This window comes from Cellvibrio sp. ATLC23, assembly GCF_057196725.1.
In genome coordinates this window covers 152,086-177,172 of sequence record NZ_JBXUOS010000004.1, presented here as the reverse complement: position 1 = coordinate 177,172, position 25,087 = coordinate 152,086, and the positions used below count along the sequence as shown (strand labels likewise).

At 46.4% G+C, this 25,087-nt stretch carries 24 protein-coding genes; 12 read left to right on the top strand and 12 right to left on the bottom strand.

Features of this window, described 5'->3' with window-relative positions:
* The first annotated feature begins 162 nt into the window (after positions 1 to 162).
* Positions 163 to 780: a bifunctional phosphoserine phosphatase/homoserine phosphotransferase ThrH gene (gene thrH / locus AC2CG4_RS08500; RefSeq protein ID WP_062065707.1), complete on the top strand. Its 618-nt coding sequence runs from the start codon at positions 163 to 165 to the stop codon at positions 778 to 780.
* A gap of 252 nt (positions 781 to 1,032) precedes the next feature.
* On the opposite strand, the gene AC2CG4_RS08495 is transcribed toward thrH, so the two are convergent.
* The 7 genes from AC2CG4_RS08495 to AC2CG4_RS08465 all read right to left on the bottom strand — a co-directional run bounded on the left by AC2CG4_RS08495 (position 1,033) and on the right by AC2CG4_RS08465 (position 8,291).
* Complete coding sequence (locus AC2CG4_RS08495; protein ID WP_484485847.1) at positions 1,033 to 2,553, bottom strand: sensor histidine kinase; 1,521 nt, start codon at positions 2,551 to 2,553, stop codon at positions 1,033 to 1,035.
* Between the two features lie 2 nt (positions 2,554 to 2,555).
* Positions 2,556 to 3,293, bottom strand: a complete 738-nt coding sequence (locus tag AC2CG4_RS08490) for a response regulator transcription factor (protein WP_484485846.1) — start codon at positions 3,291 to 3,293, stop codon at positions 2,556 to 2,558.
* A 129-nt stretch (positions 3,294 to 3,422) separates the two neighbouring features.
* Positions 3,423 to 4,229 (bottom strand): spondin domain-containing protein, encoded by an 807-nt coding sequence (locus AC2CG4_RS08485; protein WP_484485845.1) that lies wholly within the window; start codon positions 4,227 to 4,229, stop codon positions 3,423 to 3,425.
* Between the two features lie 11 nt (positions 4,230 to 4,240).
* On the bottom strand, positions 4,241 to 4,939 hold the full coding sequence (locus tag AC2CG4_RS08480) for a spondin domain-containing protein (protein WP_484485844.1): 699 nt from the start codon (positions 4,937 to 4,939) through the stop codon (positions 4,241 to 4,243).
* Between the two features lie 103 nt (positions 4,940 to 5,042).
* Positions 5,043 to 5,321, bottom strand: coding sequence for a hypothetical protein (locus AC2CG4_RS08475; RefSeq protein ID WP_484485843.1), 279 nt, complete (start codon positions 5,319 to 5,321; stop codon positions 5,043 to 5,045).
* 105 nt (positions 5,322 to 5,426) lie between these two features.
* Entirely contained in the window at positions 5,427 to 7,502 is a 2,076-nt protein-coding gene (locus AC2CG4_RS08470) for a M13 family metallopeptidase (RefSeq protein WP_484485842.1), read from the bottom strand.
* Positions 7,503 to 7,538: 36 nt separating this feature from the next.
* Positions 7,539 to 8,291 carry a dienelactone hydrolase family protein gene (locus AC2CG4_RS08465; protein WP_484485841.1) on the bottom strand — a complete coding sequence of 251 codons (753 nt, stop codon included), beginning with the start codon at positions 8,289 to 8,291 and terminating at the stop codon, positions 7,539 to 7,541.
* Positions 8,292 to 8,447: 156 nt separating this feature from the next.
* Between AC2CG4_RS08465 and AC2CG4_RS08460 the strand changes: the two genes are divergently transcribed.
* A complete protein-coding gene (locus AC2CG4_RS08460; RefSeq protein WP_484485840.1) occupies positions 8,448 to 8,912 on the top strand; it encodes an ATPase in 465 nt (154 codons plus the stop codon).
* Positions 8,913 to 8,926: 14 nt separating this feature from the next.
* Here AC2CG4_RS08460 and pabB read toward each other — a convergent pair whose 3' ends face one another.
* Positions 8,927 to 10,390, bottom strand: a complete 1,464-nt coding sequence (gene pabB / locus AC2CG4_RS08455; protein WP_484485839.1) for an aminodeoxychorismate synthase component I — start codon at positions 10,388 to 10,390, stop codon at positions 8,927 to 8,929.
* A gap of 146 nt (positions 10,391 to 10,536) precedes the next feature.
* Here pabB and AC2CG4_RS08450 point away from each other — a divergent pair, with 146 nt between their 5' ends.
* The 8 genes from AC2CG4_RS08450 (at position 10,537) to AC2CG4_RS08415 (ending at position 20,473) form a co-directional block, all read left to right on the top strand.
* Positions 10,537 to 11,163: a DUF4230 domain-containing protein gene (locus AC2CG4_RS08450; protein WP_484485838.1), complete on the top strand. Its 627-nt coding sequence runs from the start codon at positions 10,537 to 10,539 to the stop codon at positions 11,161 to 11,163.
* A gap of 121 nt (positions 11,164 to 11,284) precedes the next feature.
* Positions 11,285 to 14,092 carry a DUF2339 domain-containing protein gene (locus AC2CG4_RS08445; protein WP_484485837.1) on the top strand — a complete coding sequence of 936 codons (2,808 nt, stop codon included), beginning with the start codon at positions 11,285 to 11,287 and terminating at the stop codon, positions 14,090 to 14,092.
* Between the two features lie 14 nt (positions 14,093 to 14,106).
* Positions 14,107 to 15,507, top strand: a complete 1,401-nt coding sequence (locus AC2CG4_RS08440; protein ID WP_484485836.1) for a DUF3999 family protein — start codon at positions 14,107 to 14,109, stop codon at positions 15,505 to 15,507.
* Positions 15,508 to 15,549: 42 nt separating this feature from the next.
* Positions 15,550 to 16,599, top strand: a complete 1,050-nt coding sequence (locus AC2CG4_RS08435) for a GmrSD restriction endonuclease domain-containing protein (protein ID WP_484485835.1) — start codon at positions 15,550 to 15,552, stop codon at positions 16,597 to 16,599.
* On the top strand, positions 16,592 to 17,206 hold the full coding sequence (locus tag AC2CG4_RS08430) for an MAE_28990/MAE_18760 family HEPN-like nuclease (RefSeq protein WP_484485834.1): 615 nt from the start codon (positions 16,592 to 16,594) through the stop codon (positions 17,204 to 17,206). The genes AC2CG4_RS08435 and AC2CG4_RS08430 overlap by 8 nt, the downstream gene beginning before the upstream one ends.
* A 106-nt stretch (positions 17,207 to 17,312) precedes the next feature.
* Entirely contained in the window at positions 17,313 to 18,065 is a 753-nt protein-coding gene (locus AC2CG4_RS08425; RefSeq protein WP_484485833.1) for a ribonuclease H1 domain-containing protein, read from the top strand.
* A 76-nt stretch (positions 18,066 to 18,141) separates the two neighbouring features.
* Positions 18,142 to 19,557 carry a hypothetical protein gene (locus AC2CG4_RS08420; protein WP_484485832.1) on the top strand — a complete coding sequence of 472 codons (1,416 nt, stop codon included), beginning with the start codon at positions 18,142 to 18,144 and terminating at the stop codon, positions 19,555 to 19,557.
* Positions 19,558 to 19,594: 37 nt separating this feature from the next.
* Positions 19,595 to 20,473, top strand: coding sequence for a hypothetical protein (locus AC2CG4_RS08415; protein WP_484485831.1), 879 nt, complete (start codon positions 19,595 to 19,597; stop codon positions 20,471 to 20,473).
* Positions 20,474 to 20,493: 20 nt separating this feature from the next.
* On the opposite strand, the gene AC2CG4_RS08410 is transcribed toward AC2CG4_RS08415, so the two are convergent.
* From AC2CG4_RS08410 to AC2CG4_RS08400, 3 genes are read right to left on the bottom strand one after another with little or no spacing between them, the layout of a single operon-like run.
* Entirely contained in the window at positions 20,494 to 21,099 is a 606-nt protein-coding gene (locus tag AC2CG4_RS08410; RefSeq protein ID WP_484485830.1) for a YeeE/YedE thiosulfate transporter family protein, read from the bottom strand.
* A complete protein-coding gene (locus tag AC2CG4_RS08405; protein WP_484485829.1) occupies positions 21,092 to 21,598 on the bottom strand; it encodes a YeeE/YedE thiosulfate transporter family protein in 507 nt (168 codons plus the stop codon). The genes AC2CG4_RS08410 and AC2CG4_RS08405 overlap by 8 nt, the downstream gene beginning before the upstream one ends.
* 14 nt (positions 21,599 to 21,612) lie before the next feature.
* Positions 21,613 to 23,001, bottom strand: coding sequence for an MBL fold metallo-hydrolase (locus tag AC2CG4_RS08400; protein WP_484485828.1), 1,389 nt, complete (start codon positions 22,999 to 23,001; stop codon positions 21,613 to 21,615).
* A gap of 273 nt (positions 23,002 to 23,274) precedes the next feature.
* Between AC2CG4_RS08400 and AC2CG4_RS08395 the strand changes: the two genes are divergently transcribed.
* Both AC2CG4_RS08395 and AC2CG4_RS08390 read left to right on the top strand, forming a co-directional pair.
* Entirely contained in the window at positions 23,275 to 24,099 is an 825-nt protein-coding gene (locus AC2CG4_RS08395) for a 3-keto-disaccharide hydrolase (RefSeq protein WP_484485827.1), read from the top strand.
* A 64-nt stretch (positions 24,100 to 24,163) separates the two neighbouring features.
* A complete protein-coding gene (locus AC2CG4_RS08390; protein ID WP_484485826.1) occupies positions 24,164 to 24,463 on the top strand; it encodes a c-type cytochrome in 300 nt (99 codons plus the stop codon).
* A gap of 63 nt (positions 24,464 to 24,526) precedes the next feature.
* Here AC2CG4_RS08390 and AC2CG4_RS08385 read toward each other — a convergent pair whose 3' ends face one another.
* On the bottom strand, positions 24,527 to 24,976 hold the full coding sequence (locus AC2CG4_RS08385; protein WP_484485825.1) for a nuclear transport factor 2 family protein: 450 nt from the start codon (positions 24,974 to 24,976) through the stop codon (positions 24,527 to 24,529).
* Positions 24,977 to 25,087 lie beyond the last annotated feature (111 nt).

The window sequence follows — 25,087 nt, the reverse complement described above, 5'->3', positions numbered from 1 at the left end:
GTAATAGGTACTTTTTTTGTTTGGCGCGCAGGATACCAGAGCAGGGCGCTTCAGCCCAAGTAATACGCCCTGCTTGGGTTTGCTTTAGCAGGTCAAAACGGGTAGATTGCCGCCACTCTTTTCGGCTTTTTAGCCTATTTATTAACCGCTTTGGAGGTTGTTGTGGAATTAGCATGTCTTGATTTGGAAGGTGTATTGGTCCCCGAGATTTGGATTGAATTTGCCAAGGCAACGGGTATTGAAGAACTTAAAGCCACCACCCGCGACATCCCCGATTACGATGTATTAATGAAGCAGCGTCTGCGTATTTTGGAAGAGCACAAACTGGGCTTGAAAGAAATTCAGGATGTGATCGCCACCCTCAAGCCACTCGACGGCGCGGTTGAATTTGTAGATTGGCTGCGCGAGCGTTTTCAAGTGATCATTCTGTCAGACACTTTTTATGAATTCTCGCAACCGCTAATGCGTCAACTGGGTTTCCCAACCCTGTTGTGTCACCGTTTGAATATCGACGAGCGCGGTATGGTTGCGGGTTACACCTTGCGTCAGCGCGATCCAAAACGTCAATCAGTATTGGCGTTGAAAACTCTGTATTACCGTGTAATCGCCGCAGGTGATTCTTACAACGACACCACCATGCTGGGCGAAGCAGATCAGGGCATCCTGTTCCACGCACCGCAAAATGTGATCGAACAATTTCCACAATTTCCGGCGGTTCACACTTACGAAGATTTGAAGAAGGAATTTATTAAGGCGAGTAATCGCGAATTGAGTTTGTAAGGTTTAAGCGCAAAAAATTCTAAAAGGCAGACTAACCATCTGCCTTTTTTTATTTCAGAACTTGATAAGGTACTAGTGACGGTTTAATCCACTGGGTTTGGATAACCGAGTATTAGCCAAAAAAACCTTTCATGGCGATAACAATAAGCGCCCCAACAGCCAAGTAGTAAAGTAGCTCATTTGAAGTTTGAAGTGACATTTTCATATAGCCTCCTTAAGTCTTCAGTGAAATGTATAGATGCGATTAAGTTATCAAGCTGCCTGTTCAGATTGTAATTTGTTTGGGCGCGCGAGTGGCAAGGGGAACTTAAAAAGTGTTCCTTGGCGCCGTTTCGAATCTACGCAAATAACACTGCCGTGCAGCTCTAAAATTCGTTTCACTATCGCCAAACCTAAACCGGTACTTTGTTGATGAAACTCAGTGGGTTTCTGTGCGCAGTAATAGCGTTCAAAAATATGTGGAATGTCTTCATCCGCCAAACCAATACCGGTGTCTTGTATACCTATTTCTACGCTACTGGATTTGTGAGTCAGGGTTAGCTCTACGCTACCGTTTTCTGGAGTATAGCGCAACGCGTTATCTATCAAGTTTTCCAATACACGCTCGATCAATGCAATATCTGCATGAACCATGTAGAGCTGGCTCGTCTGGGGGGTAGTCAGCGAAATATTTTTTTGTTGTGCAGGCAGAGAATACTTCTGTGTTACATCTTGCAGGAGCTCGGCAAGAGAAAAATTTTCTAACTGCGGCGTTATGCGCCCAGCGTCTAACTTACTCAATTCAAATAACTCTTTTACCAGTTGTGTTAAGCGGCGGCAGTGTTTAAAAGCAATATCCATATAGGTTTGGCGCTCTTCTACAGTAATAGAAGGACGAGTGAGCATTTCCAAATAACCCTGCATAGAAGAGAGCGGTGTGCGCAGATCATGGGAGACGTTGGAGATAAGTTCGCGCCGCAAGCGATCTGTCTCTTGCAGCTTTTCCATTTGTTCACGAATGCGCGTGCGCATGGCGGCAAAAGCCGAACTTAAATAGACAATTTCATCGCGCGTACCCGCAACGGGTTCTGGCGTGGAAGATGGGTGTAAATTTAATTCCTGCTGTTGAAAGTCATTCATTTGCTGGGCGAGTTTTCGCAACGGACTAGTGAGCACTGCAAAAATCAACAGAGCACTAATAATGGCAAACAACAAAATCACAGCCAGCCCAGTGAGGCTTTGTTTCAAAATATAGCTGCCACGCAATGAATCACTCAAGCTCTGCACGTTTTGTCCACCGAGAATGACATATAAATATCCAGCTAACTGCTCGTTATCCATTACTGGCCAAACGGAAAATACCCGCTCACCCTGATTGGCGCGGGGGTTGTCACCCAAAATAGGAAATGGCTGGGATTTATTGAGCCAATGTTGCAGCGGCTGAACGGAAATTTCTGGGCGAATAGATGTGTCGGGTGGCAGCGTGTGGGTGAGCACTTTGCCTGATGGATCGAGCAAATACACCTCCACTATAGGGTTGACGGTCATCACCAATGTGGCTAACTCCGTCATCGCGTTTGTATTGACAGTGCCGCCCTGAATTAAGGGCGCGCGTTGCACAATATACATCGCCAAACTTTGATTCAAATTTTGCGTAACTTCTTGATAGTAGCGGTTATTGCTCCAATTCGTGAGCGCTAAAAATGCAACGCCTAACACTAAAAACAATGCAACAAACGACAATGCCAAGCGCGCGCATAAATTAGAAAACATACTGGGAACCAAACGATTCATAATTAACAATGCTCACAAAATTTGTAGCCCACACCCCAAACGGTGAGCAAATATTCTGGTGCAGATGGATTGAGTTCGATTTTAGCGCGCAGGCGATTAATGTGGCTGTTGACTGTGTGTTCATAGCCTTCGTGGCCATAACCCCACACCTTGTCCAATAATTCGCTGCGATTAAATACTCGGCCGGGATGGCTGGCAAAAAACCACAGCAAATCAAACTCGCGTGCGGTTAATTCAATATCGACTTCGCTGAGTAAAACGCGACGCTGCAATTTATCCAGCAATAATTGATTGATTTGAAGCGAGTTGGGCTCTTGTGTGTCCGGTTGTTGTGCGCGGCTACTGCGGCGCAACAAGGCGCGCACGCGCGCAGCTAACTCCAAGGAGCTGAAAGGTTTTGTTAAATAATCATCGGCACCTAATTCCAAACCCAGTACACGATCCAACTCGGTTGAGCGCGCGGTTAACATAATCAGCGGCAGTTCTACACCTTTGCTGCGCATCTCGCGGCAGACTTCCAAACCATCCATACCGGGCAAACGCAAATCCAGAATCATTAAATCCCAGTTTTCATTTAATGCTTTGTGCAGGCCTATATCACCGCGCTCGACCACTACAATCTCAGCATGAAAATCCTGCAAGTAAAGTTTGATCAAGTTTCCCAAATCAGCTTCATCTTCTACCACTAAAAATCGGCGCAGCAGAGTAGGGTGCAGTGCAGTAACCTTGGACGCGAACATAATCAATCCTCTGAAAGTGTCGGGTACAGATGCGCGAAGCCAGCGTTTGTTTCAGCGAAGGATAAAAAGAGTGTTCTGTGACGACAAAAGCACCTGAAGTTATGATGAATAACTTCAGGTGCAGCCACATTAAGGTGCTAAACGAGTAATGGTGATACGTGCAACCGGGTTATCCCAGCGGTGAATTTGCGTCAAAACAGAATCTGTTTTGCCATCGTCTTGGGTGATTACACCTGGGTGCATGGTGACTTGATTGGCGAGGTCATCGCGCTGGGCATTAAATCCCTCACCCCCGGCTGCTGGGCCGGGAATACTGGCTTGCAGTTCGGTATTTTTTTCAGTGCCTGCATCATAACTAAGCGCATCAAAGGTCCAGCTTTGGCCTATGGTCAGTTGTTTGAGCGCGATGCTATTTAAACCGGTTAAAGCATCATTGGTATTCACCAACATACTCAACACACTGAAATAGAGTTGGTCTTCTTCGCCCATAGCCACCATAGCATTGAGTGTGAACTCTTTATATTCACCTGGCATAGTCATGCCACTCGCGGTATTGGCCATGATCACGGCAGTATTCGCACTGGCTTCGGCAATGTAATCTGTTGTCGCGCCAGACTCAGCAATCATCTCAACCCCCAAACTGGCGGGCATGCCGATGGTAAATGGCTTAAACGCCGCTTTGTGTAGCGTGTAGGCCAATGGCGATAAAGGCTGCGCCGCGGTGAGATTGGTCACCTTCACTGAATAACTCAGTGTTGTCATGGCGGCCATACTAGAGCTGGCCATTGCGCTGCTACTGGGAGCTGGGCTAGCGGCCATCATGCTGCTCATCGCCATGGAGCTGGAAGACGCCGTGTTTTTGGGTTTTGAATCACTGCCACCGCAACCACTCAATACCAGAGCCATACCGATAAAACCAAACCATTGATAGTTCATGGTAGTGCTCCTTATTTAACTGTGAGGGTCACGCGGGCAACCGGGTTTAACCAGCGTTGGCTGGATGCGTCTATATCGCTCGCGCCGCCAGTGGCGTTGTGATCCCCCAATACCCCGCGATGAATATGCACAAAACCTTCTGCAGTGGTGGTGACACCTGTGCCGCCAGTGCCAACCAATGCTTCCAACGGCGGAGGAACCGGCATTCCCGCCATACCGCTTGCGCCGCTGCCGCGAATTTCATCGTTGGCTTCGGTGCCCGCATCATAAGCATTGAGAAGATAGGTATAGGTACCGGGCATGGTCGGCAATGTGAGGTTGTTGAGCGCGACAAAACCATCATTAGTGGGCAACAGCATCGCCGTAATCGACAGCTGAGTATTTGCAGCACCCGGGTTACCTAAATCCGCCATGGTGTATTTGCCGGGCATTAATAAGCCGCTTGCCGGGTTGGCAATATTCACTGCGCCAAGAGCCTTCAAGTCAGCATCAAGGCCACTAATATCGCCGCCCTCAGCCATTGCCTGCAGATTTGCAGAAGCCGGCATACCGCTAGTAAACAAAGTGGTACCAGCAGGGTGAGCGGAAACGAGTAATGGGGTGAAGTATGTGCCTTGGGTCAGGTTTTCAATTTTGACGCTGTAGTCAGCGGCAAACGTAGAAGGGATAAACGTTAAAGCGATTAAGCCAGCGAAAAGGTTCTTTTTCATGATGTTGCTCCTGTGGTGTTTTTGACACAGGCAGAATGCGCGCAGGTGCGATTGCAATCATCACGGAATTATCACGAAACCATTACGATTTCATCAGCAGGGATTATTTAGAGCCCCACACTTTTGCAACGGCGCCATTTGAACCTAGCAAGCCCACAATGACTGCAGATAAACCAGCACCCAAAAAAACCACCGCCGGAATAATTGCGCCCAATTCGCCACTAGAGTAGCCGACTAATGCCGACACAAACGATAACAATAGAAATACGAACCCAATAAAATTCAGCGCAAATCGGTGCGACTCTTTGTAATTTGCCGGTTGCGCTTCAGTTTCGAAGAGTCGCAACAGCGGCCAACAGATTTTAATAAATACATTTTTCATAAAAATTCATCCAAGACTGATTGCTGAGTGAGCAGTTGATTAGGCCACTTTTTTGCGCGACGGTCAGCACGACGCGCAAAAAAGTGCCTAGTTATTGCGTGCGAGCTACCAAATTTTTACCCGCACGTTTTCATCGCGATACATGCCATCACCTGGCTTCACGTTATACACCTCGTAAAATTCCGGCATATTGGACAGTGGGCCGAGTACGCGATACTTGCCAGGAGAATGTGGGCCGTTGATGACTTGTACACGCAGGGCTTCGTCACGGTATTTGATTCGCCACACCTGTGCCCAGCCCATAAAAAAGCGCTGCTCCGGGGTAAAGCCATCAATGGTTTTGCCCTTTTTTCCAGCCTGCGAATTCATATAGGCTCTGTGTGCGAGCGTTACGCCGCCGAGGTCAGCAATATTTTCACCCAAACCTAATGCGCCTTGCAGATGCAAATCATCAATAGGGTTGTAAGCGTTAAATTGCTCGACCATAAGTTGCGCGCGATTTTTAAACTGGGTGGCATCTTGCTCTGTCCACCAATCGCGCAAATTGCCATCGCCATCTGAGTGGCGACCTTGGTCATCAAATCCGTGGGTGAATTCGTGACCGATCACCGCACCTATACCGCCGTAATTGACCGCATCGTCAGCTTCTACATTGAAAAAGGGCGGCTGCAAGATGGCGGCGGGAAATACAATTTCATTCATGCTGGAATTGTAATAGGCGTTAACCGTTTGCGGTGTCATGCCCCATTCGCTGCGGTCGACGGGTTTGCCTAATTTTGCAATCGCGCGCTGATGTTCGCACTCCGCACTGCGCTGTAAATTGCCGATTAAATCATTCGCAACAATTTTTACACAGGTGTAATCGCGCCACTTGTCTGGGTAACCGATTTTGGTGTTGAATTTAGCCAGTTTTGCTTGGGCTTGTTGTTTCGTGGCGGGGCTCATCCACTCCAATTCATTAATGGATTGGCTGTAAGCAACGCGCAAATTTTCAATCATTTTATCCATACGCACTTTGGCGTCTGGCTTGAAATAACGTGCAACATACATCTTGCCCACCACAAAACCCAAATTGGATTCAGTCAGGCTCGCCGCGCGTTTTTCTCGTGTACGTTGTTGCTCGGTGCCATTGAGAGTCTTGCCGTAAAATTCAAAGTTCGCTTCGTCAAATACGCGGCTCAAATTGCTGGCATTACTGTTGAGCAGATGAAACCGTAAATACTGCTGCCAATGCGCCAAAGAAACCTGGGTTTGCAGTTTGGCCAGTGCCGTAACATAGGTGGGCTGATTGACTACCAGTTCATTGATATTTGCCAAGCCCGCAGCACTCGTCACCACCTGCCAGTTAACGCCCGGAGCGAGGTCATCTAATTGGGCAATTGTCATCTTGTTGTAAAGCGCATTGCGATCGCGATTTTGGATTCGGCTCCAGTGCAGCGCCGCGATTTTTTTCTCCAGCGCGACAATATTGGCAGCGGCTTGTTCGGTATTAGGAATGCTGGCAAGCGCCAATAGTTTTGCGATGTACGTTTGATATTGCTTAAGCAGCTCAAGGGAGCGTGCGTCGGTTTTTAAATAAAATTCGCGGTCGGGCAAACCAAGACCGGATTGCCATGCACCGGTAATGTATTGATCGGAATTTTTGTCATCCTGATCGATATAAAATTCCACCGGTACACCCACGCCATACACCTGCCATTCACCCCATAAGCGGGTGAGATCCTGATAGGTTTTTAAATTGTCGATGCGGGTAAAAAACGGTGCCAGTGGTTTGAGACCTTGCGCTTCAATCTGTTCTTGATTAAGAAAAGATTGGTACAAGTCGGCAATTTTTTGCTCATCAGAATCGGTCGGGTGCTGTGTAGTCGCAAGGTCTTGAATCAGTTCCAGTACTTGCTCGCGGGCATTTTCCGCTAATGCATCAAAACTACCCCAGCGCGATTTGTCGGCTGGAATTTGCGTGTTATCCACCCATTTACCGTTTACGTAGCGAAAAAAATCGTCTTGCGGCGCAACACTGAGATCCATATTGTTTTTATCAATACCGGAACCCAGTGGTAGCCCGGATTGCGTCATATCCATTGGGGATTTGTTTGTCGTGTTATTACCGCAGCCAGTGATGGCCAGTGTCAAGCTCAGCGCAAGCGGTGCGGACAATGCAGTGGTGATCAATTTTTTCATGGCGATTTCCTTGAATTGTTTGCGGCAAAAGGGAAATTAATAAAGCGCACGCTTAAACATGCCCAACGCGGTTTGATAACCCCACAATTGCAACTCGGCATCATAGCGGTCGCCTTCATCGCGCATAAATGCGTGTACACCGTTCACTTCGTGCCAAGTGAAGTTCACCTTGTTGGCAACCAAATTGGCATAGACTTTTGCGCGGCCTTCGGGCGGAATGTGTGGATCTTGTTTGCCCCAAATCATTTGCAGCTCACCTTTAATCTCGCCGGTGCGCGTCAGGCTTTCATTGCCGGGGTTGGATGGCGTTAAGCCTGAGTGGATATCGGTTGCGTAAAAACAGCTGGTGGCGCTAATGGCCGGATGAATCGCCGCGCGATAGGCCAAACCGCCGCCCAAACAAAAACCCATAGCGCCGATTTTGCCGGAGTAATAAGGCAGGGTTTGTGCGTAATCAATCATCGCTTGGGTATCGGTATCGTGCGCTTCTAAGGTTTTGGCGACCTTGTCGGCATTGCCTTTATCGCGCCCGGCATCGTCATAACCCAATACGGTGCCGATGGGATTCAGCTCGTGGAATACTTCCGGAACAATCACGATAAAACCGTGCCCAGCCATAATTTGCGCGCTGCGACGAATCGGTGAGGTTTGTTGAAAAATTTCGGAGTAGAGGATAATCGCGGGGTATTTTTTATCGGCAATTTCGGTGGAATCTTTGGGGTGGTAAACATAACAGCGCATGATGCCGGTTGCGGTATTCAGATCAACTTGATGGTTTTGAATTAGCATTTTTTTCCTCATTTTTTCATTTGGCAATAATGTTTGGTATTGCTGTGGTATTGGTGTGTTACAAACCTGACCGGTTCAATGTTGTGTTGCGCACAGACTATAAGTTGTTTAACCCTATTAATACCCTCTCAATATGAATGATCGGAGGACGTAATAATGAGATTGGAAAATGAACCCTTGCACGATGCATTAACCTGGGCAGCTGAATTTCATAATCGCATACGTGATCGGCTTCGGCATTGTAGCCAAACAGCCTCTGACGAGCGTTTAGCCTTGTTGCTGGATTATTTAGCCAACCACGAGGATCGCTTGGCAAAAATCATCGCCGCATTTGAGCGCGAGGGCGATCTAAATTCTCTCAATACCTGGTGCGTTGAGTATTTAAATGAAAAGCCAATCGCTGAGCACAAGTACAGCGATAAACCCTTGTCCGAGCTGGATCAGGATCAGATTTTGGACTTTGTCGTGTTCAAGCACTCACAGATCATTGAGCTGTTCAAAAATTTATTGGCACGCGCTGCGATCCCATCTATGACGGAGCTGCTGACCAATCTGGTCGAGCTGGAAGAGCATGAAATTAAATCCATGGTTCAAGGCGCCAATCGCTTAAGTGATGCCTGAACGACACAACGGCGTTAATTAAATTTCTGCTCAAGCGTTTCCATCAACACCTGTACCTTGGCGATGGATTCGCGATATTCCTGTTCAGTTTCTGAGTCAGCCACAATCCCGCCGCCGCCCCAGCAGTGAATTTTATTGCCGTCGCACACCAGCGTGCGAATGGCGATGCTGGTATCCATTTGGCCGTCTGCACTTACATAGCCCAAACTGCCGCAATAAAGTGAGCGGCGCGTCGGTTCCAATTCTTCGATAATTTCCATCGCGCGGATTTTTGGTGCGCCGGTAATGCTGCCGCCAGGGAATGCATCGCGCAGTACCTCAATCGCATTGGCGCCGTCTTTTAATTCCCCTGTGACCGTACTGACCAAGTGATGGACATTGGCAAAGGTCTGCAGTTCACACAGCGCGGGCACTTTTACCTGCCCACAGTGTTTACTTAAATCGTTGCGTAGCAGGTCAACAATCATCACATTTTCGGCGCGATTCTTCTGGCTGTTTTGCAGCCATTGGGCATTTTGCGCATCCTGTTCCGGGGTGGCGCCGCGTTTGATGGTGCCTTTAATCGGCTTGGTTTCCACCTGTGTGCCGCGCACTTGAATAAAGCGCTCGGGCGATAAACTCAGCACCGCACCATTCTCCAATTGCATAAATCCCGAGAACGGCGAGGGCAGTACATCGCGCAAGGCGAGGTAGGCGGCAAAGGGGTCGCCGCTAAATTCCGCGCTGAAACGCTGGGCAAAATTCACTTGGTAACAATCACCTGCGCGGATATAAGCCTGAATCTTTTCCAGCGCTGAGCGGTAGTCCCGCACATTAAGATTGCTTTCAAAGTCATTGATTTTAAATGATTTGTTGCCACTCTTAAGGTTGTTTTTAAGTTCGTGAAACAGTGGATTTGGGGCGGCAGTCAGGCACAGCTGTTCGATTTCCAAAAAGTTATAAGCACCGCCAAGGGTTTGACTCAGGCTCTCATTGATGACCAAACAGGCAGCTTGCAGTGCATGATCTTGCACAATCGCCCAAGGGTAAATCCCGACACACATATCCGGCAGATTGATATCGGCCTGCGCCAGAGTGGGTAGTTTTTCCAAACGGCGGCCAAGGTCGTAGCCAAAATAGCCCAAAGCGCCGCCGATAAATGGCAGGGCAGAATGGGTTTGTGGTCGTTCTTGTTGTGGCTCTTGAGATGGCGATAAGGCTTGAGCAAGCAGAGCAAACGGGTCTTCGGTGGAATCACGACTGAGGCCATGTTGCTCGGTGATGCGCGTCACCGCGCTCTGGGTGGTCAATAATTGTTGCGGCGCGGCAGCGATAATATCGAAGCGGCCATAGCTGCTTGCCGGTCTGCCGGAATCCAACCAAAGCGCATTCGGCAAATGGCGCACCAGACTAAACCAGTGCGCAGAATCTGGCCGATAATCTAGCGGGGTAATACGAAGCTTTTCAGCACAGGGTTTTGCAGCAATAAATTCGGGCATGGAATCTCGTCGGGCAGCACCGTTGCGGGGGCGTTATTCTACCCCATGACTGGCGGCCTGCGGCAAATAGACTTTGGCGCCAAGCCCGTTTAAGCTGCATCGTTTTGGTTCGCCTCTTCTTACTTTTCCGCTTAAGGGATCGCTCGATGGATGTACTAATTTTTATTTTGGCCATGGTGATTGGCGGTGTTGCGGCATGGCAAATCTTCTCTTGGTACTACGCCAAAAAATCCAAATCCCCCAAACAGGATGTCGCGGTTGAATCGCACATCTTGCTAGAACGTATTGAAAAGGTATTTAAGGTGGTACTCGCCGAGGGGTATTTCACTGAAATTTACGATCACAACACCAAAAAAGCGTTCTTCCGCATTTTCAAAACCAATAGCAAAGCGCTGGTGGTGGCCAAGGCAAAAGTGTCCGTTGGTTACGATTTCGCCAAAATGAAATTTCGCCGCGATCACAATACCCGCACTCTGGTGATCGAACACTTTGCCGATCCGGAAATTATCTCTATCGATACCGACTACAAGTTCTACGACATCAACCAAGGCATTCTCAATAAATTCGATAACGAGGATTACACCGCAATCCTCGCCGAAGCTAAAAAACTAATGCAGGAAAAAGCGCAAGAGAGCGAATTGCCAGAAATTGCCCACCAACAAGTACAAATCATGATGCAACAACTCTGCGCTTCCGCCGGATGGCAATTGGAGCAGGAAAAAGTATTAGAGCCACTCAAAACCGTTCAATTCATTACAGACGATAAAAAATAAACCGGGGATGGGTATCGTTGCACTCCACCCATCCTACGCATACCAATGTACCAGTAGGGTAGGTGGAGCCTAAGCGATACCCACCGAATAGTTATGCAATGATCAAAAACAAGGAAATCAAATGGCTTTACTGATTATTTTTACGCTCGTCGGTATGGGGTTGGGCGAAGCAGTGTTTTACAACAACGGTTGGATCATCGGTGGCGCGCTGGGTTTTTTAGTCACTAAAACGTTCCAGCTGAGCAGCAACCTTAAACAGCTGGAGCGCGCGCTAAAACTGCTGCAAACCGAACAAACGGCGCAAAAACAACAGGCGCCAGTTATGCAAACTGCGCCCACTACACAATCTGCACCTGAACCTGCCACCGAAAGAACTCCGCTGGCTGAGCGCTTAAAAGCCCACGGCATTGAACTGCCACCGGAAGCATCGGAAGTAGAAACTCCTGCCCCGGATGCAGAATCTCCCATTAGCGACGCCGAATTAGAAATCCTTGCCATGGCGAGTTCACAACCCGCCGCTGAATCGATCAAGCCCGCTGCTGCAACCGTGCAATACCCACCGCAAGCGCGCGTACCGGCAGAACCCAATCTGTTTGAAAAAGGCATCGCTTATGTGAATCGCTTTTTTACCGAAGGCAATCCTATTGTGCGCATCGGTATGGTGGTGATGTTTTTTGGTTTGAGTTTTTTAGTCAAATACGCCTCCAACCAGGGCCTGTTGCCGATCGAATTGCGCATGGCGGCAGTCGCTGCGGTGGCGATAACACTGATTGTTTTAGGTTGGAAAACCCGCGAACGGGCAGGGGGTTATGGTTTGGTATTGCAGGGTGGTGGTATAGCAGCGCTTTACCTCACCGTATTTGCCGCAGCAAAAATGTATTCGTTAATGCCGACCGGTGGCGCGTTTGCGCTGATGTTTATTATTGTGATGCTGGGTGCATTGCTGGCGATTTTACAAAACGCACAGGTATTAGCGCTGATGGCCACTGCCGGTGGTTTTCTTGCGCCGATTCTCACCTCCGACGGCTCCGGCAATCACGTCGGTCTATTCAGTTTTTATCTGCTGCTCAATATCGGCATTCTCGCTATCGCCTGGTTTAAAACCTGGCGCCTGCTCAATTGGGTCGGTTTTGTATTTACCTTTGTGATCGCCTCGGTGTGGGGCGTGCTCGATTATCAACCCCATTTATATGCGAGTACCCAGCCGTTTTTACTCGCGTTTTTTGCATTGTATTTAACCGTCTCAGTTTTATTCTCGCTCAAACAGCCGCCCAATTTAAAAGGTTTGGTGGATGGCAGTTTGGTATTTGGTTTACCCATTGTTGCCTTTGGCTTGCAAACCGCATTGCTCAAACACACAGAATACGGTTTGGCGATTAGTGCTTTAATTCTCGCAGCGATTTATATCGCACTGGCGCGTTTGCTCTGGGCGAAATACCAAACCACTCATCGCGTTTTGATCGAATCCTTCATTGCGCTCGGCGTTACCTTTGCGACTTTAACTATTCCGCTCGCGTTAGATGCGCAATGGACATCGGCCACTTGGGCGCTGGAAGCCACCGGTTTAATTTGGGTAGGTTTGCGTCAGCAGCGGTTATTGCCGCGCTGCGCCGGTTATTTGCTGCATATGGCCGCCGCGTTTTCATTAATTATTCACGGTTTGAACGCGGGCGCACGGCCTATCATCGATGGTGATTTTATTAGTCTATTGATATTGGCTGCATCGGCGTTGTGTATTTCGTATTTGCTGACGCGATTCGCCGAGCACAGCAAGCGCGCTGAAAAACCACTCGCGTCCCTAACGATGATTATTGGCTGGCTCTGGTGGTTGTTGGCGGGCACAGAAGAACTCAAGGTGCATATCGCTGGCGAGTATCAGTTTCCAGCATTGATCGTATTTTTTGCCGCGTCTGTTGCGGCATTAGTCGCCTTGAGTAAAAAAATCCATTGGCCGGAATTAACCCGCATCGGGTTCTGGTTGTTGCCGCTGTGTATGTTGTTATCAATGCACAATTTTGGCGAAGGTATTTTTATTGGTTACGCTGTGTATCCATCGCAACATTGGGGTTTATTGGCGCTCGGTTTTTTTGTCGCAGTGCAATACCGTTTTTTATGGCAGCAAACCGGGCGCAGCAGTTGCGGCTTGTTAAGCGTTTATCATGTGCTCACTGCATGGTTTTTGTTTAGCCTGGTGGGTTGGGAAGCGAGTTATTGGCAAAACGAAATGAATTGGTACGGCACCAGTGCAGCGGTGTTGTGGTTTGCCTGTCTGGTTATTCCGACGCTGGCGCTGCTGTATGCTACCAACAAATCCATTTGGCCTTTTGCGCAATATCCCGCCGATTATAAAAACCTGATTCCCGCACCGCTCATGCTCGGTTTGTTGTTCTGGTTTATCGCTGCCTGCCACTACTCGGGCATGACGGATCAATTTTATTTACCCGTGTTAAATCCGCTCGATCTGGCGCAAGCGGCTGTATTGGTTATTTTCGTCTATGCAGTTAAACGCGGTTTTATCGGCCTTGCTAATACACCCACAGAATTGCGTTACGGTGCGATGGGAGTATTGGCGTTTGCGTGGATCAATGTTGTATTGCTGCGCGCGATCCACCAATACGCCGCGATCGACTACAACGCCCCCGTGATGTGGGATTCAGTAGTAGTACAAATGTCGCTCTCCATTTTGTGGGCAGTCTGTGCGCTGGGCATTATGAATTTGTCGCGCCGTTTGCAAGAGCGAAAGCTGTGGATGCTGGGCGCCGGTTTATTAGGTTTAGTCTTATTAAAACTCTTCACCAAAGACCTAACCGGCACCGGCACACTCGCTCGCATCGTTTCATTTATGGTTGTCGGCGGTTTGATGTTGTTGATCGGCTATTTATCGCCGATTCCGGCGAAAGCGAAATTAACAGATGAAGAGAAGGTTTGATTGTGGAGTCAGTTATGCACCAGATTAAAAAGCGATTTGTTTTTCTTTATTGCCTGCTGGGCACTGTGGCCAATGCCGAAGTCATCCCCGTTTACCAAATCGATAAAGCGCCGGACACCTATGTGCAAACTACGCTCACTCACGATATCTATCGCTACAGTGCGGATGCGCGCTTAAATGATCTGGTAGTGACTGATCAGCAGGGCAATAAGTTGCCGTATCGCCTTGTTGCGCCCAGTGCAAAAAATACTGAGCAGTCGCAACAAATGCCGGTGCGTTTTTTTCCGGTAGCTGTCGGTGCGCCGCCGGAAACATTGTTGGCGTTAAGCAGTGCGTCCATTCGGTTAGATGCCAATGAAATTTCTGTGAGTGTGGTAAAGAGTGATAAAGAAGAATTGCTCGACCAAACCGCGCCTACGGATTTTTATGTCGTGGATTTAAGTGATTTGCGCACCCGTGCGGATGCGTTAATGCTATTGTGGCCAGTGAGTGAGCAGCATCAGTATCTGGAAGTGCAAGTCAACGGCACCAACGATATGACCAACTGGACACCCATCACCAAAACAACACTGGTGCAATTGCATAAAGACGGTGAGCAATTAACCCGCAATAAAATCGCGCTTAATCTCAAGGAATTTGAATACGCTTATTTGCAATTGAAATTTATGCGCGGTGGTGAAAATTTACAGCTCACCCAAGTCGCCATTGAAAATACCGATAAAATCGCCAACGCGCCCGCACCCGATAGCTGGCAAGTATCCGGCACTTTGGCTGAAAAACAGCAATCCGCATTGCACGCCATTAATAGCGGCAAAAAAACCGCCGTCGCCGCCTGGGAATTTGAACGCGATGATATTGCACCCATCAGCCGTTTAAGTATCAACCTCGGTGAAGTAGTGTATGGCGATCAAATCAAAGTATTTTCTCGCCGCAGCGAAAAACAACCCTGGCAACTTATCCATCAAGGTATTTGGTTTAACGCCCAAGTCGGCAGCACATGGCAGCAGAGTGACGCACTCCACATCCATCAAAACAGCGATACCCAATGGCGTGTTGAGCTCAACGAATTACTCCGCACTCACGCCAGCCCACAACTGGTATTCACTCGCCAACCCGAGTTATTACAGTTCATTGCCAACAACAACGCCCCCTTTAATATCGCCATAGACACCCAAGCCACCCCCGACAACCAATACACCAGCAGCCAAATTTTTTCGCAATTGGTGAACGGCAAAGAATTACAGTGGGCGCAAGCCAACTTCACCGAACTAAATCCCAACATCAACTATTTCGCCCGCCACGCCTCACAATTCGGTTGGAAGACCTTATTGTTTTGGGGAATTATGATTGGCGCAGTTTTGGTGTTGGTGGGGGTTGCGGTTCGGTTGATGGGGCAGATGAGGCTTTCAAAATGATTTCCACAATTGTATTTCTTTAATTTTAATGGAGTTTAATAAATGCAAAGTATCGAAGAGGTAATCGGTGAAAAACGGAATACACTAAAAACTGATCGACTTGACATGTCTTTTGGTGAACTAATGAGCTTATATGAAGATGGAGAGCTTTTCATAACTCCTGAGTACCAAAGAGCGTTTCGCTGGTCTGAGTTTCAACAAACACGATTTATTGAATCCGTATTGTTGGGAATTCCAATTCCGCCAATTTTTGTTGCTGAAGATGATCAAGGAAGGTGGGAGGTTGTTGATGGGCTGCAACGAATTTCAACGATATTTGCTTTTTTTGGGATACTTCAGGATTTGCCTTCAAAAAATAACTTTACCTTAACCAAAGGTGAAATCGTTGAACTTTTGGAAGGTTTAAATATAGATACTCTTCCAATAAAATTAAAAACAACCATAAAACGATCTGTATGTAGAGTTGAAATTGTGAAGTGGGATAGTCTCGAAGATATTAGATACGAATTATTTAATAGACTTAATACAGGGTCAAGCCCCCTTTCTGATCAAGAAATACGTAATTGCATATTCAGATCATACCCAATAGATTTTAATAGTATCTTAAGAGATATTTCTAAACATGTTGCTTTTGAAAGCTTAATTTCCCCTAGTGAAACTAAGAAAGAGCAAATGTTCTTGGAAGAGCTTGTGCTTCGATTTTTTGCCTTTAAGCATTTAAATGATGAATTCAAAACTACCATTCCTCAATTTTTAAGTGAGTTTATGAAATCTGTTTCCAAAGGTGATATCAGTTTTAATCTTGAGTCAGAAAAAACGTTTTTTATCGATCTGATTGAATTTCTTAATTCGCGCTATGGAAAGGGAGTGTTTAGACCCAATGGCAATTTTGCCTTGTATATCTATGACTCAATCTCTTATGCGTTGCCGAAAACATTTTCTGAAATTAAAGGTAATGAGGATAAGATTACTACGGCGATAAATAATTTACTTATTGATAAGGATTATAACTCAATAGGAACAAGCACTTACTCAAATTTGCGCATTCGAAACAGAATGCAGAGAGCTATAGAGGTTTTTCAAAGTGCATAGGGTATTAGAGGAAATACTGGAGGAAAATAAATGGCGAAACGGGGAGTTTGCTAAATTTAAAATTAATTCCGGTAATGTTGAATCGTCGCTTTGGTTTAGAATGTGCATCCCTATGATTTATGCTCACTGGGAAGGGTTTGTTGTTAGTGCAATTAAAGTTTTAGTTGCTCATCTCAATAGCCTGAACTTGAGCCCCCAAGAAACGAAAACAGCTCTTACAGTTCACGGATTGGGAGGAGCATATCAGTCACTGGCTGGAAAGCAGAGATTTGATCAGAAAGTTGCATTCACTGATAAATTTAAGGCCCTCTTTAGCGAACCCATAAAATTTCCACATCGGATTAATACAAGATCCAATCTCAAAAAAGATGTCTTTCAAGAGATTTGCGAGGTGTTTGAGTTTGATTTTAACAAATTTGAGTTATGCCTTCGTGATATAGATAGGCTTGTGAACATTAGAAATTCCATTGCTCATGGCGAAAACTCGGTCATTCCAGATATTAACAATATTGAAAAATATATAAATGCAGTAAACGTTGCCACCGATACTCTTATTGGAGAGATAGAGACATTTCTTTCCAATGAATCGTATAAAGTGATTTGTTAGCGCTGAAGTGGTCATGTTGGGCTTCGTTCCTCAGCACCAACCTACGTTCGCTAAATAAATTAAGTGTTCGCGACTATTTGTTGTTAAATAAATTAAAGAGAGTGTAATGGCTTCAAAATTTTATGTGGTATGGGCAGGGCGGGAGACGGGGATTTTTACCGATTGGGCGACTTGCAAAAAAAATGTCGATGGGTTTAATGGTGCGCGTTATAAATCGTTTTTAACCCGCGAAGAAGCCGAAGCCGCGTTTGGTAATGCTAAACCTTCCGCTGGCACCGGTGGTCGCGCAGCGACTGGAGCCAAAATCAAAACCTATAATGCCGCTGAAGTTAATGCGTTACCTGAACAGGTAAAAATATTTACCGACGGCGGCTGCGAACCAAACCCCGGTGAAGCTGGATCGGGTGTGGCGGTGTATGTAGATAACAAAGTCACCGAGCTTTGGTATGGTTTGTACAACCCAATGGGCACTAACAATACGGCGGAATTAAATGCCTTGCACCAAGGCTTGTTATTGGCAAAAGAGGAAATTGCCAAAGGCAAAACCGCAGCGGTTTTTTCTGACTCCCAATATGCCATTCAATGTATTGTTCAATGGGCAAAAGGCTGGGAAAAAGCCGGATGGAAAAAGAAAACCGGCGAGATTAAAAACCTCGAACTGATTAAAGAAATTTATGCCTTGCACCAAACCTTGCAAGACAAAGTACACGTCTTCCACGTAAATGGCCACGTAGGTGTACAAGGCAATGAACTCGCCGACCGCATGTCCATTCTCGCCATTCAATCCCGCGAAACCGATTTTGCGCTTTACCGCGAACCCTTGGATATTCCCGCCATTTTGGCAACCCGTGCGGGTTAGGTGCGTTTGTCGGTTGGGGTGAGTTTACGAACCCCAACATTCTGCTTACAACGTAAAAAAATTAAGTGAGCCTTGATTGATTGTTAAAAACTCCAACTATTTTTACCTATGCCTATTTATTTTGTTTGCAATAGGCCTCTGGTTTCCCTCGCTCTTTACTCCTTTCTGGGGTGATGATTATTTTTTTCTGACGCAAGCGCGCGATTCACGCCTGAATGAAAACTCTTGGTGGTTGCCGTTTGTGACTGCATCAGAAACGGGGTTTTGGCGACCATTGAGTATGGATACGGGTTGGCGGTTTGTAGAGCAGGTGCTGCAAGGCAATGTGTTGTATGCGCATATTTATTTATGGTGCTTAACATTTTTATCGCTAATGGCCATTAGTTGGTTCGCTTATGAATTTTCGCGGGCAATGCAGTGGCCACAGCCAAAACTGATTGCGTTAATCACGGCAGCGCTGCATGCCGTGCATGTAGTGACCTACTTGCCGTTGCATTGGGTTGCGGCGATGAACAGCCCAACACTGGTGCTTTTTATTAGCACTACGCTTGCGTTATGGGTGGCGTTGCCGCGTTTGCAGGGCGGTGTGCGCTGGTTGGCTTTAGTAATCTTGCCGCTATTGCAATTACTAGCGTTATTTAGCAAAGAATTAGCGATTTTGATTCCCGCATTGGTCGTGGTACTCGCATTCTTTTTGCACGGCAAACTAACCTATAAAACTGGCGATTTTATTGTGTGGTTGTTGTGCGTGGTTATTTGTTTAGTATGGCTGTATTTCTATAAAGAATTCACGCCTAGCCGCCATTCAGCCTACGGTTTAACTCTGGGCAAAAACCTGGTGATTAATTCACTTAGCTTTGTCGGGTGGATTTTGAATGTGCCGCGTGAAGCCTTGCGCATGTTGGCGATGGAGCGATATGTTTTGGGTGCGATCTGGGCCGCTGCTTGTTTTGTTCCTATGGCGCTAGTGTACTGGATAAGCCTCCGCACCTTAAAAAACACGCTGACGCCTAAGCAATGGTTGGCCGCATTGGCTTTTTTAATCATCGCTTACGGCCCTTATTTTTTACTGGCTCATCAGTCTTATGAATACTACGCTGCAGTAGCGATTATATTGCCCTTGCTGTTGGTCGCGCGTGCGCTGGTATTGGGGAATCAATTCAAAATCGGTTTGTTACTGGTGGGAGTTTCGTCGCTGATTGCTGTGCAAGGCACTCGCTCTGCTGATTATCCTGCAGTGATTGAACGCGCATTTTGGGCTGAGCGACAGATAGATTTTTTACAGCAAGAACCGATTGACTCGCCTTTATTAGTCAGTGTGGCCAATGAACATCAGTTTGCGGCCTTAGGTGTGCAGGGTTTGGAATGGCGATTAAACTTGCCAAAAGGCAGCGTGATATTAACCCATGAGTGCGCTGGCGTTGCTAATGCCAAACAAATTCTCGTACAACAACACAATGGCAATTTTGCGTGGAATGCTTGCCCCGAATAAACAATAAGACCCGAGAACACACCATAGAGCGCTCATAATGAATTTAAAAACTCTGCTCAGCACCCAACCAGATCAACTCGCCTTGGTGATTGGCAATGGCATTAATCGCTATAACAGCGATGCGGGTTTAAATTCATGGGATGCTATGTTGCTTGAATTGTGGCAGCGTCACACTAAAGAAGATGCACAAATCATCCCCCTCGGGATTTCGCTCACTGAATTCTATGACGCATTGGATCTAAGCAGCCAATTAAAAGAAAAAAATTTGCAAAAAGAATTCTGCGATTTTTTAACCGGCTGGACGGCAAAAGAGCATCACAAGCGGATTGTAAATTGGGCTAAACATAATAAAACACCTATATTAACCACTAATTTCGACGAGACATTATCTAACTGTTTAGCGCTGAATTTGCACCATGCCGATGGTCAGCGCTTTACAGACTTTTACCCCTGGGGAAGTTGTTTTTCTGAAAGTGAAATTCGCAACCCAGCGCGTGAATTTGGCATCTGGCACATAAACGGAATTCAGCGCTATTCGCGTAGCATCCGCCTGGGTTTAAGCCATTATATGGGCTCAGTCGAGCGGGCAAGGGCGCTTATCCACAAAGGAGAGCAGCGTTTATATACCGATGACGCGGCTACTCGCTGGAACGGCGAGCAGACTTGGCTGCACTGCATTTTTAATAATAATTTAGTATTTTTAGGTTTAGGGCTGGATACCTCTGAAATATTTTTGCGCTGGCTGCTGATCGAGCGCGCCAAGTATTTTAAACACTTTCCCAAACGCGCCAAAAAAGCCTACTACGTTTACGCAGGGCGGGATATATCCCAAGGGCAGATGATTTTTTTAAAAAGTGTGGGTTGTGAGATTTTAAAAGAACCTACCTATGACCACCTTTATAGTGACTTGAGTTAAAAAATTAAGATAAAAATTTTCTAAAAGGGAAGCCAGCGAAACAAAATTAAAATACCAATAAGGAACGTACCAAATGCAAATAAAAAAGGTACCAAAGGCGCCCGGATTAAGTCAGGCAACATGACACCACCCCTATTTCCCCACATGAGTATGGAGTTGCTGAACGTCCGCGAACATTCCGCGTACAAATAGCTGCCGACCAACAAGCCTATAATGCCCGCGATAGCGTCCAAATTACCCTGACCTAACGCAGCGGCTCCTGTTCCAGGGCAATATCCCATTAATCCAAAACCCACACCAAAAATGAGTCCGCCGATAATATTAGCGACGTAACGTGTGGGTTTTACGTGTAATTGGACTAAGCCACGCGCATGCATAATAAAAATTCCAATCATGCCTACTAATATCGCAGTCAGTATGATCTTCATAACCGTGAAGTCTGTTAGCAACAGCGCCCCAAGTAAAACCTCGTATTTAGCGACACCTCCCTTTTGCAACAGGAAACCAAAAGTGATGCCGAAAAAAAATCCCAACATTAGTTGGTTGCCCGAAGTGGATTTTTCAGCTCCCGTTTCTTTTGGGTTCACTGCCGTTTTCAATAATGTCTCATGTGAAGAATTAGCCATACATCACCGCCGCTGTAAAAACGCCGCCAATAAAAAAACCAGCCAATGCAATCCAGGAGCCTACCGATAACTGCAAGGCACCGCTAATACCATGTCCACTGGTGCATCCCCCGGCGAGCCGGGCACCAAATGCCATAATGATTCCACCGACAAATGCCACCAATAACCGTAATGATATTGAATCGCCAAATTCCGTTTGCCATAAAGAAGGAAGCACAGTCATATTAAACTCGTCGCCGGTAAATGCAGCGATAAACGCGCCTATAATTGTGCCGAACAACAGCATCGCTTCCCATTCAATTTTCGGTTTTTTATCTTGGTAAAATTTTAGCGAATCAGTGTGGGGCTTTGATATTAGGTAACCCACCAAACCCGCCAGACGTGCGTAAGCAGTGGATATACCTAAAGGTTTATTTGAAAAATAAAACGTTGCCATAGTAAGCAGACCAATAAGTGCGCCCACTAAATAAGGATCCCATGCGCCTCCGCCTGAGTTCATAATATTTTCTCCGTTTATAGGTCGTCACTTTGATTTGGTTTTTCCAGCGGTAACCCTAGAGCCTCCCACGCCGTTAGTCCGCCCAGCATATTATGAACATTCACATAGCCGTGACGTAACAGAATACTGGTAGCCAAGCCCGATCTATGCCCCACACTACAATGAACAATAATCATTTTATTTTTTTCAACGGCAGGTAAATTATCTTCCAAGTAGCCCACAAAAGTATGATGAGCCCCCGGAATATGTTTTTCATTCCATTCCATCTCATCGCGAACATCCAGAACATAAACCTCTTTCTCTTCCGCCCAGCGTCCCGCGTCCTGAGCGCCAATTGTGTGCGAATTTTCTATCGGGAATCCCGCTTCACGCCAAGCCTCCACACCTTTCGCGAGTACTCCTCGTACACTGTCAATGCCGATGCGAGCGAGCGCGGTAACAGCAGAAGTAGCTTGATCGGGGCTATCCACTACTAAAAAAATATTGCTCTTTTCGTTACTGACCCAACCGCCGAAAGAGGATACCCCTTGCAACCAAACATTATAGGAACCCTGAATGTGCGCACCAGCGAAGGCATCGGGTGATCGGGTATCGATCACTATTCCCTCTTTAACATGTTGATGGAATACTTTGGGGGATAACAACAATCCTTCAGTTGACGTGGGCATCACACGTCCGGCCTTAAGATTTACCTCTTCCATGTGAGAAAAATAAGGAGGGCGAGGTAACTTTTCTTTCACTTTTAGATCAATGAACTCTTTTCGGCTTTTGGTAAATATTGGATTGGTGGCTCGCTCTATGCCGAGTGTTGAGTCGTCGCGGTCGGAAATATTTCCACCGCAAGCAGAACCTGCGCCGTGTGCAGGCAGTATCAATGATTGATCGCCTAGGGGAGCCAATTTCGCGTGAACAGAATCATATAAAAGGCCGGCGTTTTCGGTCGTTTTTGCGGGATCAGTTAAATCAGTACGCCCAGAGTCTCCTACGAAAATCGTGTCGCCCGTAAATATTCCCCAACATTTTTCACCAGAATCTTTAGGGTAAACTGCATAACACATACTTTCGGGTGTATGGCCTGGCGTGGTAAACGCGACGAAGCGAGTAGAACCAATATGGAATTCCTCTCCATCTTCTAGTGCAACATCCACACGCCCGAATAGAGGATGGTTACCTGCAAGAATTTTGGCATTGGTTATTTCCGCTAAATTAGCAGAACCAAATTCAAAATCTTCTTGACGATGAGTTTCGAGACAAAAGGCAATTTGAAGATTTTGGTCCTGAGCAATTTGAAGATATTCGGTCACATCGCGACGGGGATCTACGACAATAGCAAGCCCTTCCCCGCAACCCAAAACATATGCATTGTGGCCAAGCCCCGGGGTTTTGACTCTTTGAAAAAACATGCGCGACTCCTTTGTTGCAGCTATACAACATGCGGGTTCATTTAGGAGACATTCACTTTAGGTGTAGTAAATGTCATTGAAATTACTTAAAGATTAAGATGCCCATTTCGTTGAATCTGTACGATGTCCAACATTGAATTAGTAGGTGAGGAGGGATCACAGGTTTGGTTTTGTAAATCCTTTGTCATTTATCTGATAATTGAGGTAGATTTAGGCTTGGCTCGAACTCACTCAGACCGATGAACTCCAATAAAACAGATAAGGGGATAAAAAATGATTAAGCGGTTTACCGGGGCTGCGCTGGCAGCCGTGATCTTATTAGCCCAAACAGCTTGTGCAGCGAATGATCCTGATCAGGAGGAGTGGATCGATCTGTTTAATGGTAAAGACCTAAGTAACTGGTCGATCAAAATACGCGGCTTTCCTTTAGGCGAGAATGCGTTTAATACTTTCCGTGTTGCCGATGGCATGATGCAAGTGCGCTATGACCAATACACAGATTTTGACAAACGTTTTGGTCATATTTTTTCTAACGCGGGCGAATTTTCTCATTACAAAATTCACGTTGAGTATCGCTTTGTTGGTGAGCAAGTAAAAGGCGGGCCGGCCTGGGCGTTTCGCAATAACGGCATCATGTATCACACGCAAGATCCTAAAACCATGGCAGTGGAACAGGATTTTCCCGGTAGTATGGAATACCAACTGCTGGGTGGAAATGGCACAGAACCGCGCTCAACCGGCAATTTGTGCACTCCCGGCACGCACGTAGTATTTAATGGAAAATTTACTGAAGATCACATTATTAATTCCACCAGCGACACATTTCACGGCGATCAGTGGGTTACTGCTGAATTAGTCGTACAGGGCAGCGAAAAAGCCGAACACTTTATTAACGGAAAAAAAGTATTGGAGTACACCGATTTGCAGTGGGACGACCGCACGCCGAATAGCAGTGGTTTTATTGCCCTGCAGGCTGAGAGCCATCCAACTGATTTTCGCAAGGTTCGCCTGTTAAATTTAGCGGGCTGCATGGACAAAAAAGCGAAAAACTATAAAAGTTATTTTATAAAAGCGACTCCAAAAGCTTGCCTATACTGACTTGTGTCATTTATAAATCTATCTCCCTATGGGGAAACCGTGCAACCAAGAGGAAAACCCAAAAATGATGAAATTAACTTCTACTGCCATATTAACCCTAATGATGATATCAGGCGTATCGGTTGCTGATGACGCAACAATTAATGCCAAGTACGACAAGTCCTGCAAACTGTGCCACGATGCTGGCTTAATGGGCGCACCCAAAACCGGCGATATTGAGGCCTGGGCTCCGCGTCTGGAAAAGGGCAATGAAGTGTTGTTGAAGCATGTAAAAGAAGGCTTTAATGCAATGCCGCCCAAAGGTGCCTGTATGGACTGCAGCGACGAAGAATTCCAGAAATTAATTGATAAAATGGCGAAGTAGTTTTTCTGCAGATATGTCCAACAACAGTAAGGCCGCATATTCACGCGGTCTTACTGTTACACATTAATGCGCATAGCTCACAACCCGCACCAACTTCCATCCATTTTCGGTATTCTTCCAAATATGGAGAAATTTAAAAACACCACAATCTGGTTTGCCCTTTTCAGTGTGGCAAAACTCGTGTTGCCCCGTTTGAATAGCCCCAAAATTGTTGAGCGGATAGATTTCAACAGTATCAGTTAATAATTCCCGTCGTAGATCGCCGCCACTGGCAAATAAATTCCGGGTATTTATTATGGTTTTAGCATAATCAGTGACCCCTGATTTATCGTGATAAAACTCCAGATCCCGATCAAAAATCATTTCCATAAGGGTTATATTTTTTGCATTAAATGCGTCAAATAACAATCTATCTTGTTCCAGTATTTGGCTCGACAGCGATTTTTCACTGGATAGTGCACACGTAGAAAATAATAACAAAATAACAAAAATCACGTCTTTCGATACTGACATATACGCTCCATTGATATTGAATTAGTTACACAATCTTTTGATCAACCTCGACAATTCTTTTGAGTGTCTGCAGATCTGATTTAGAACCACAATCATTAGACGCATATTCGT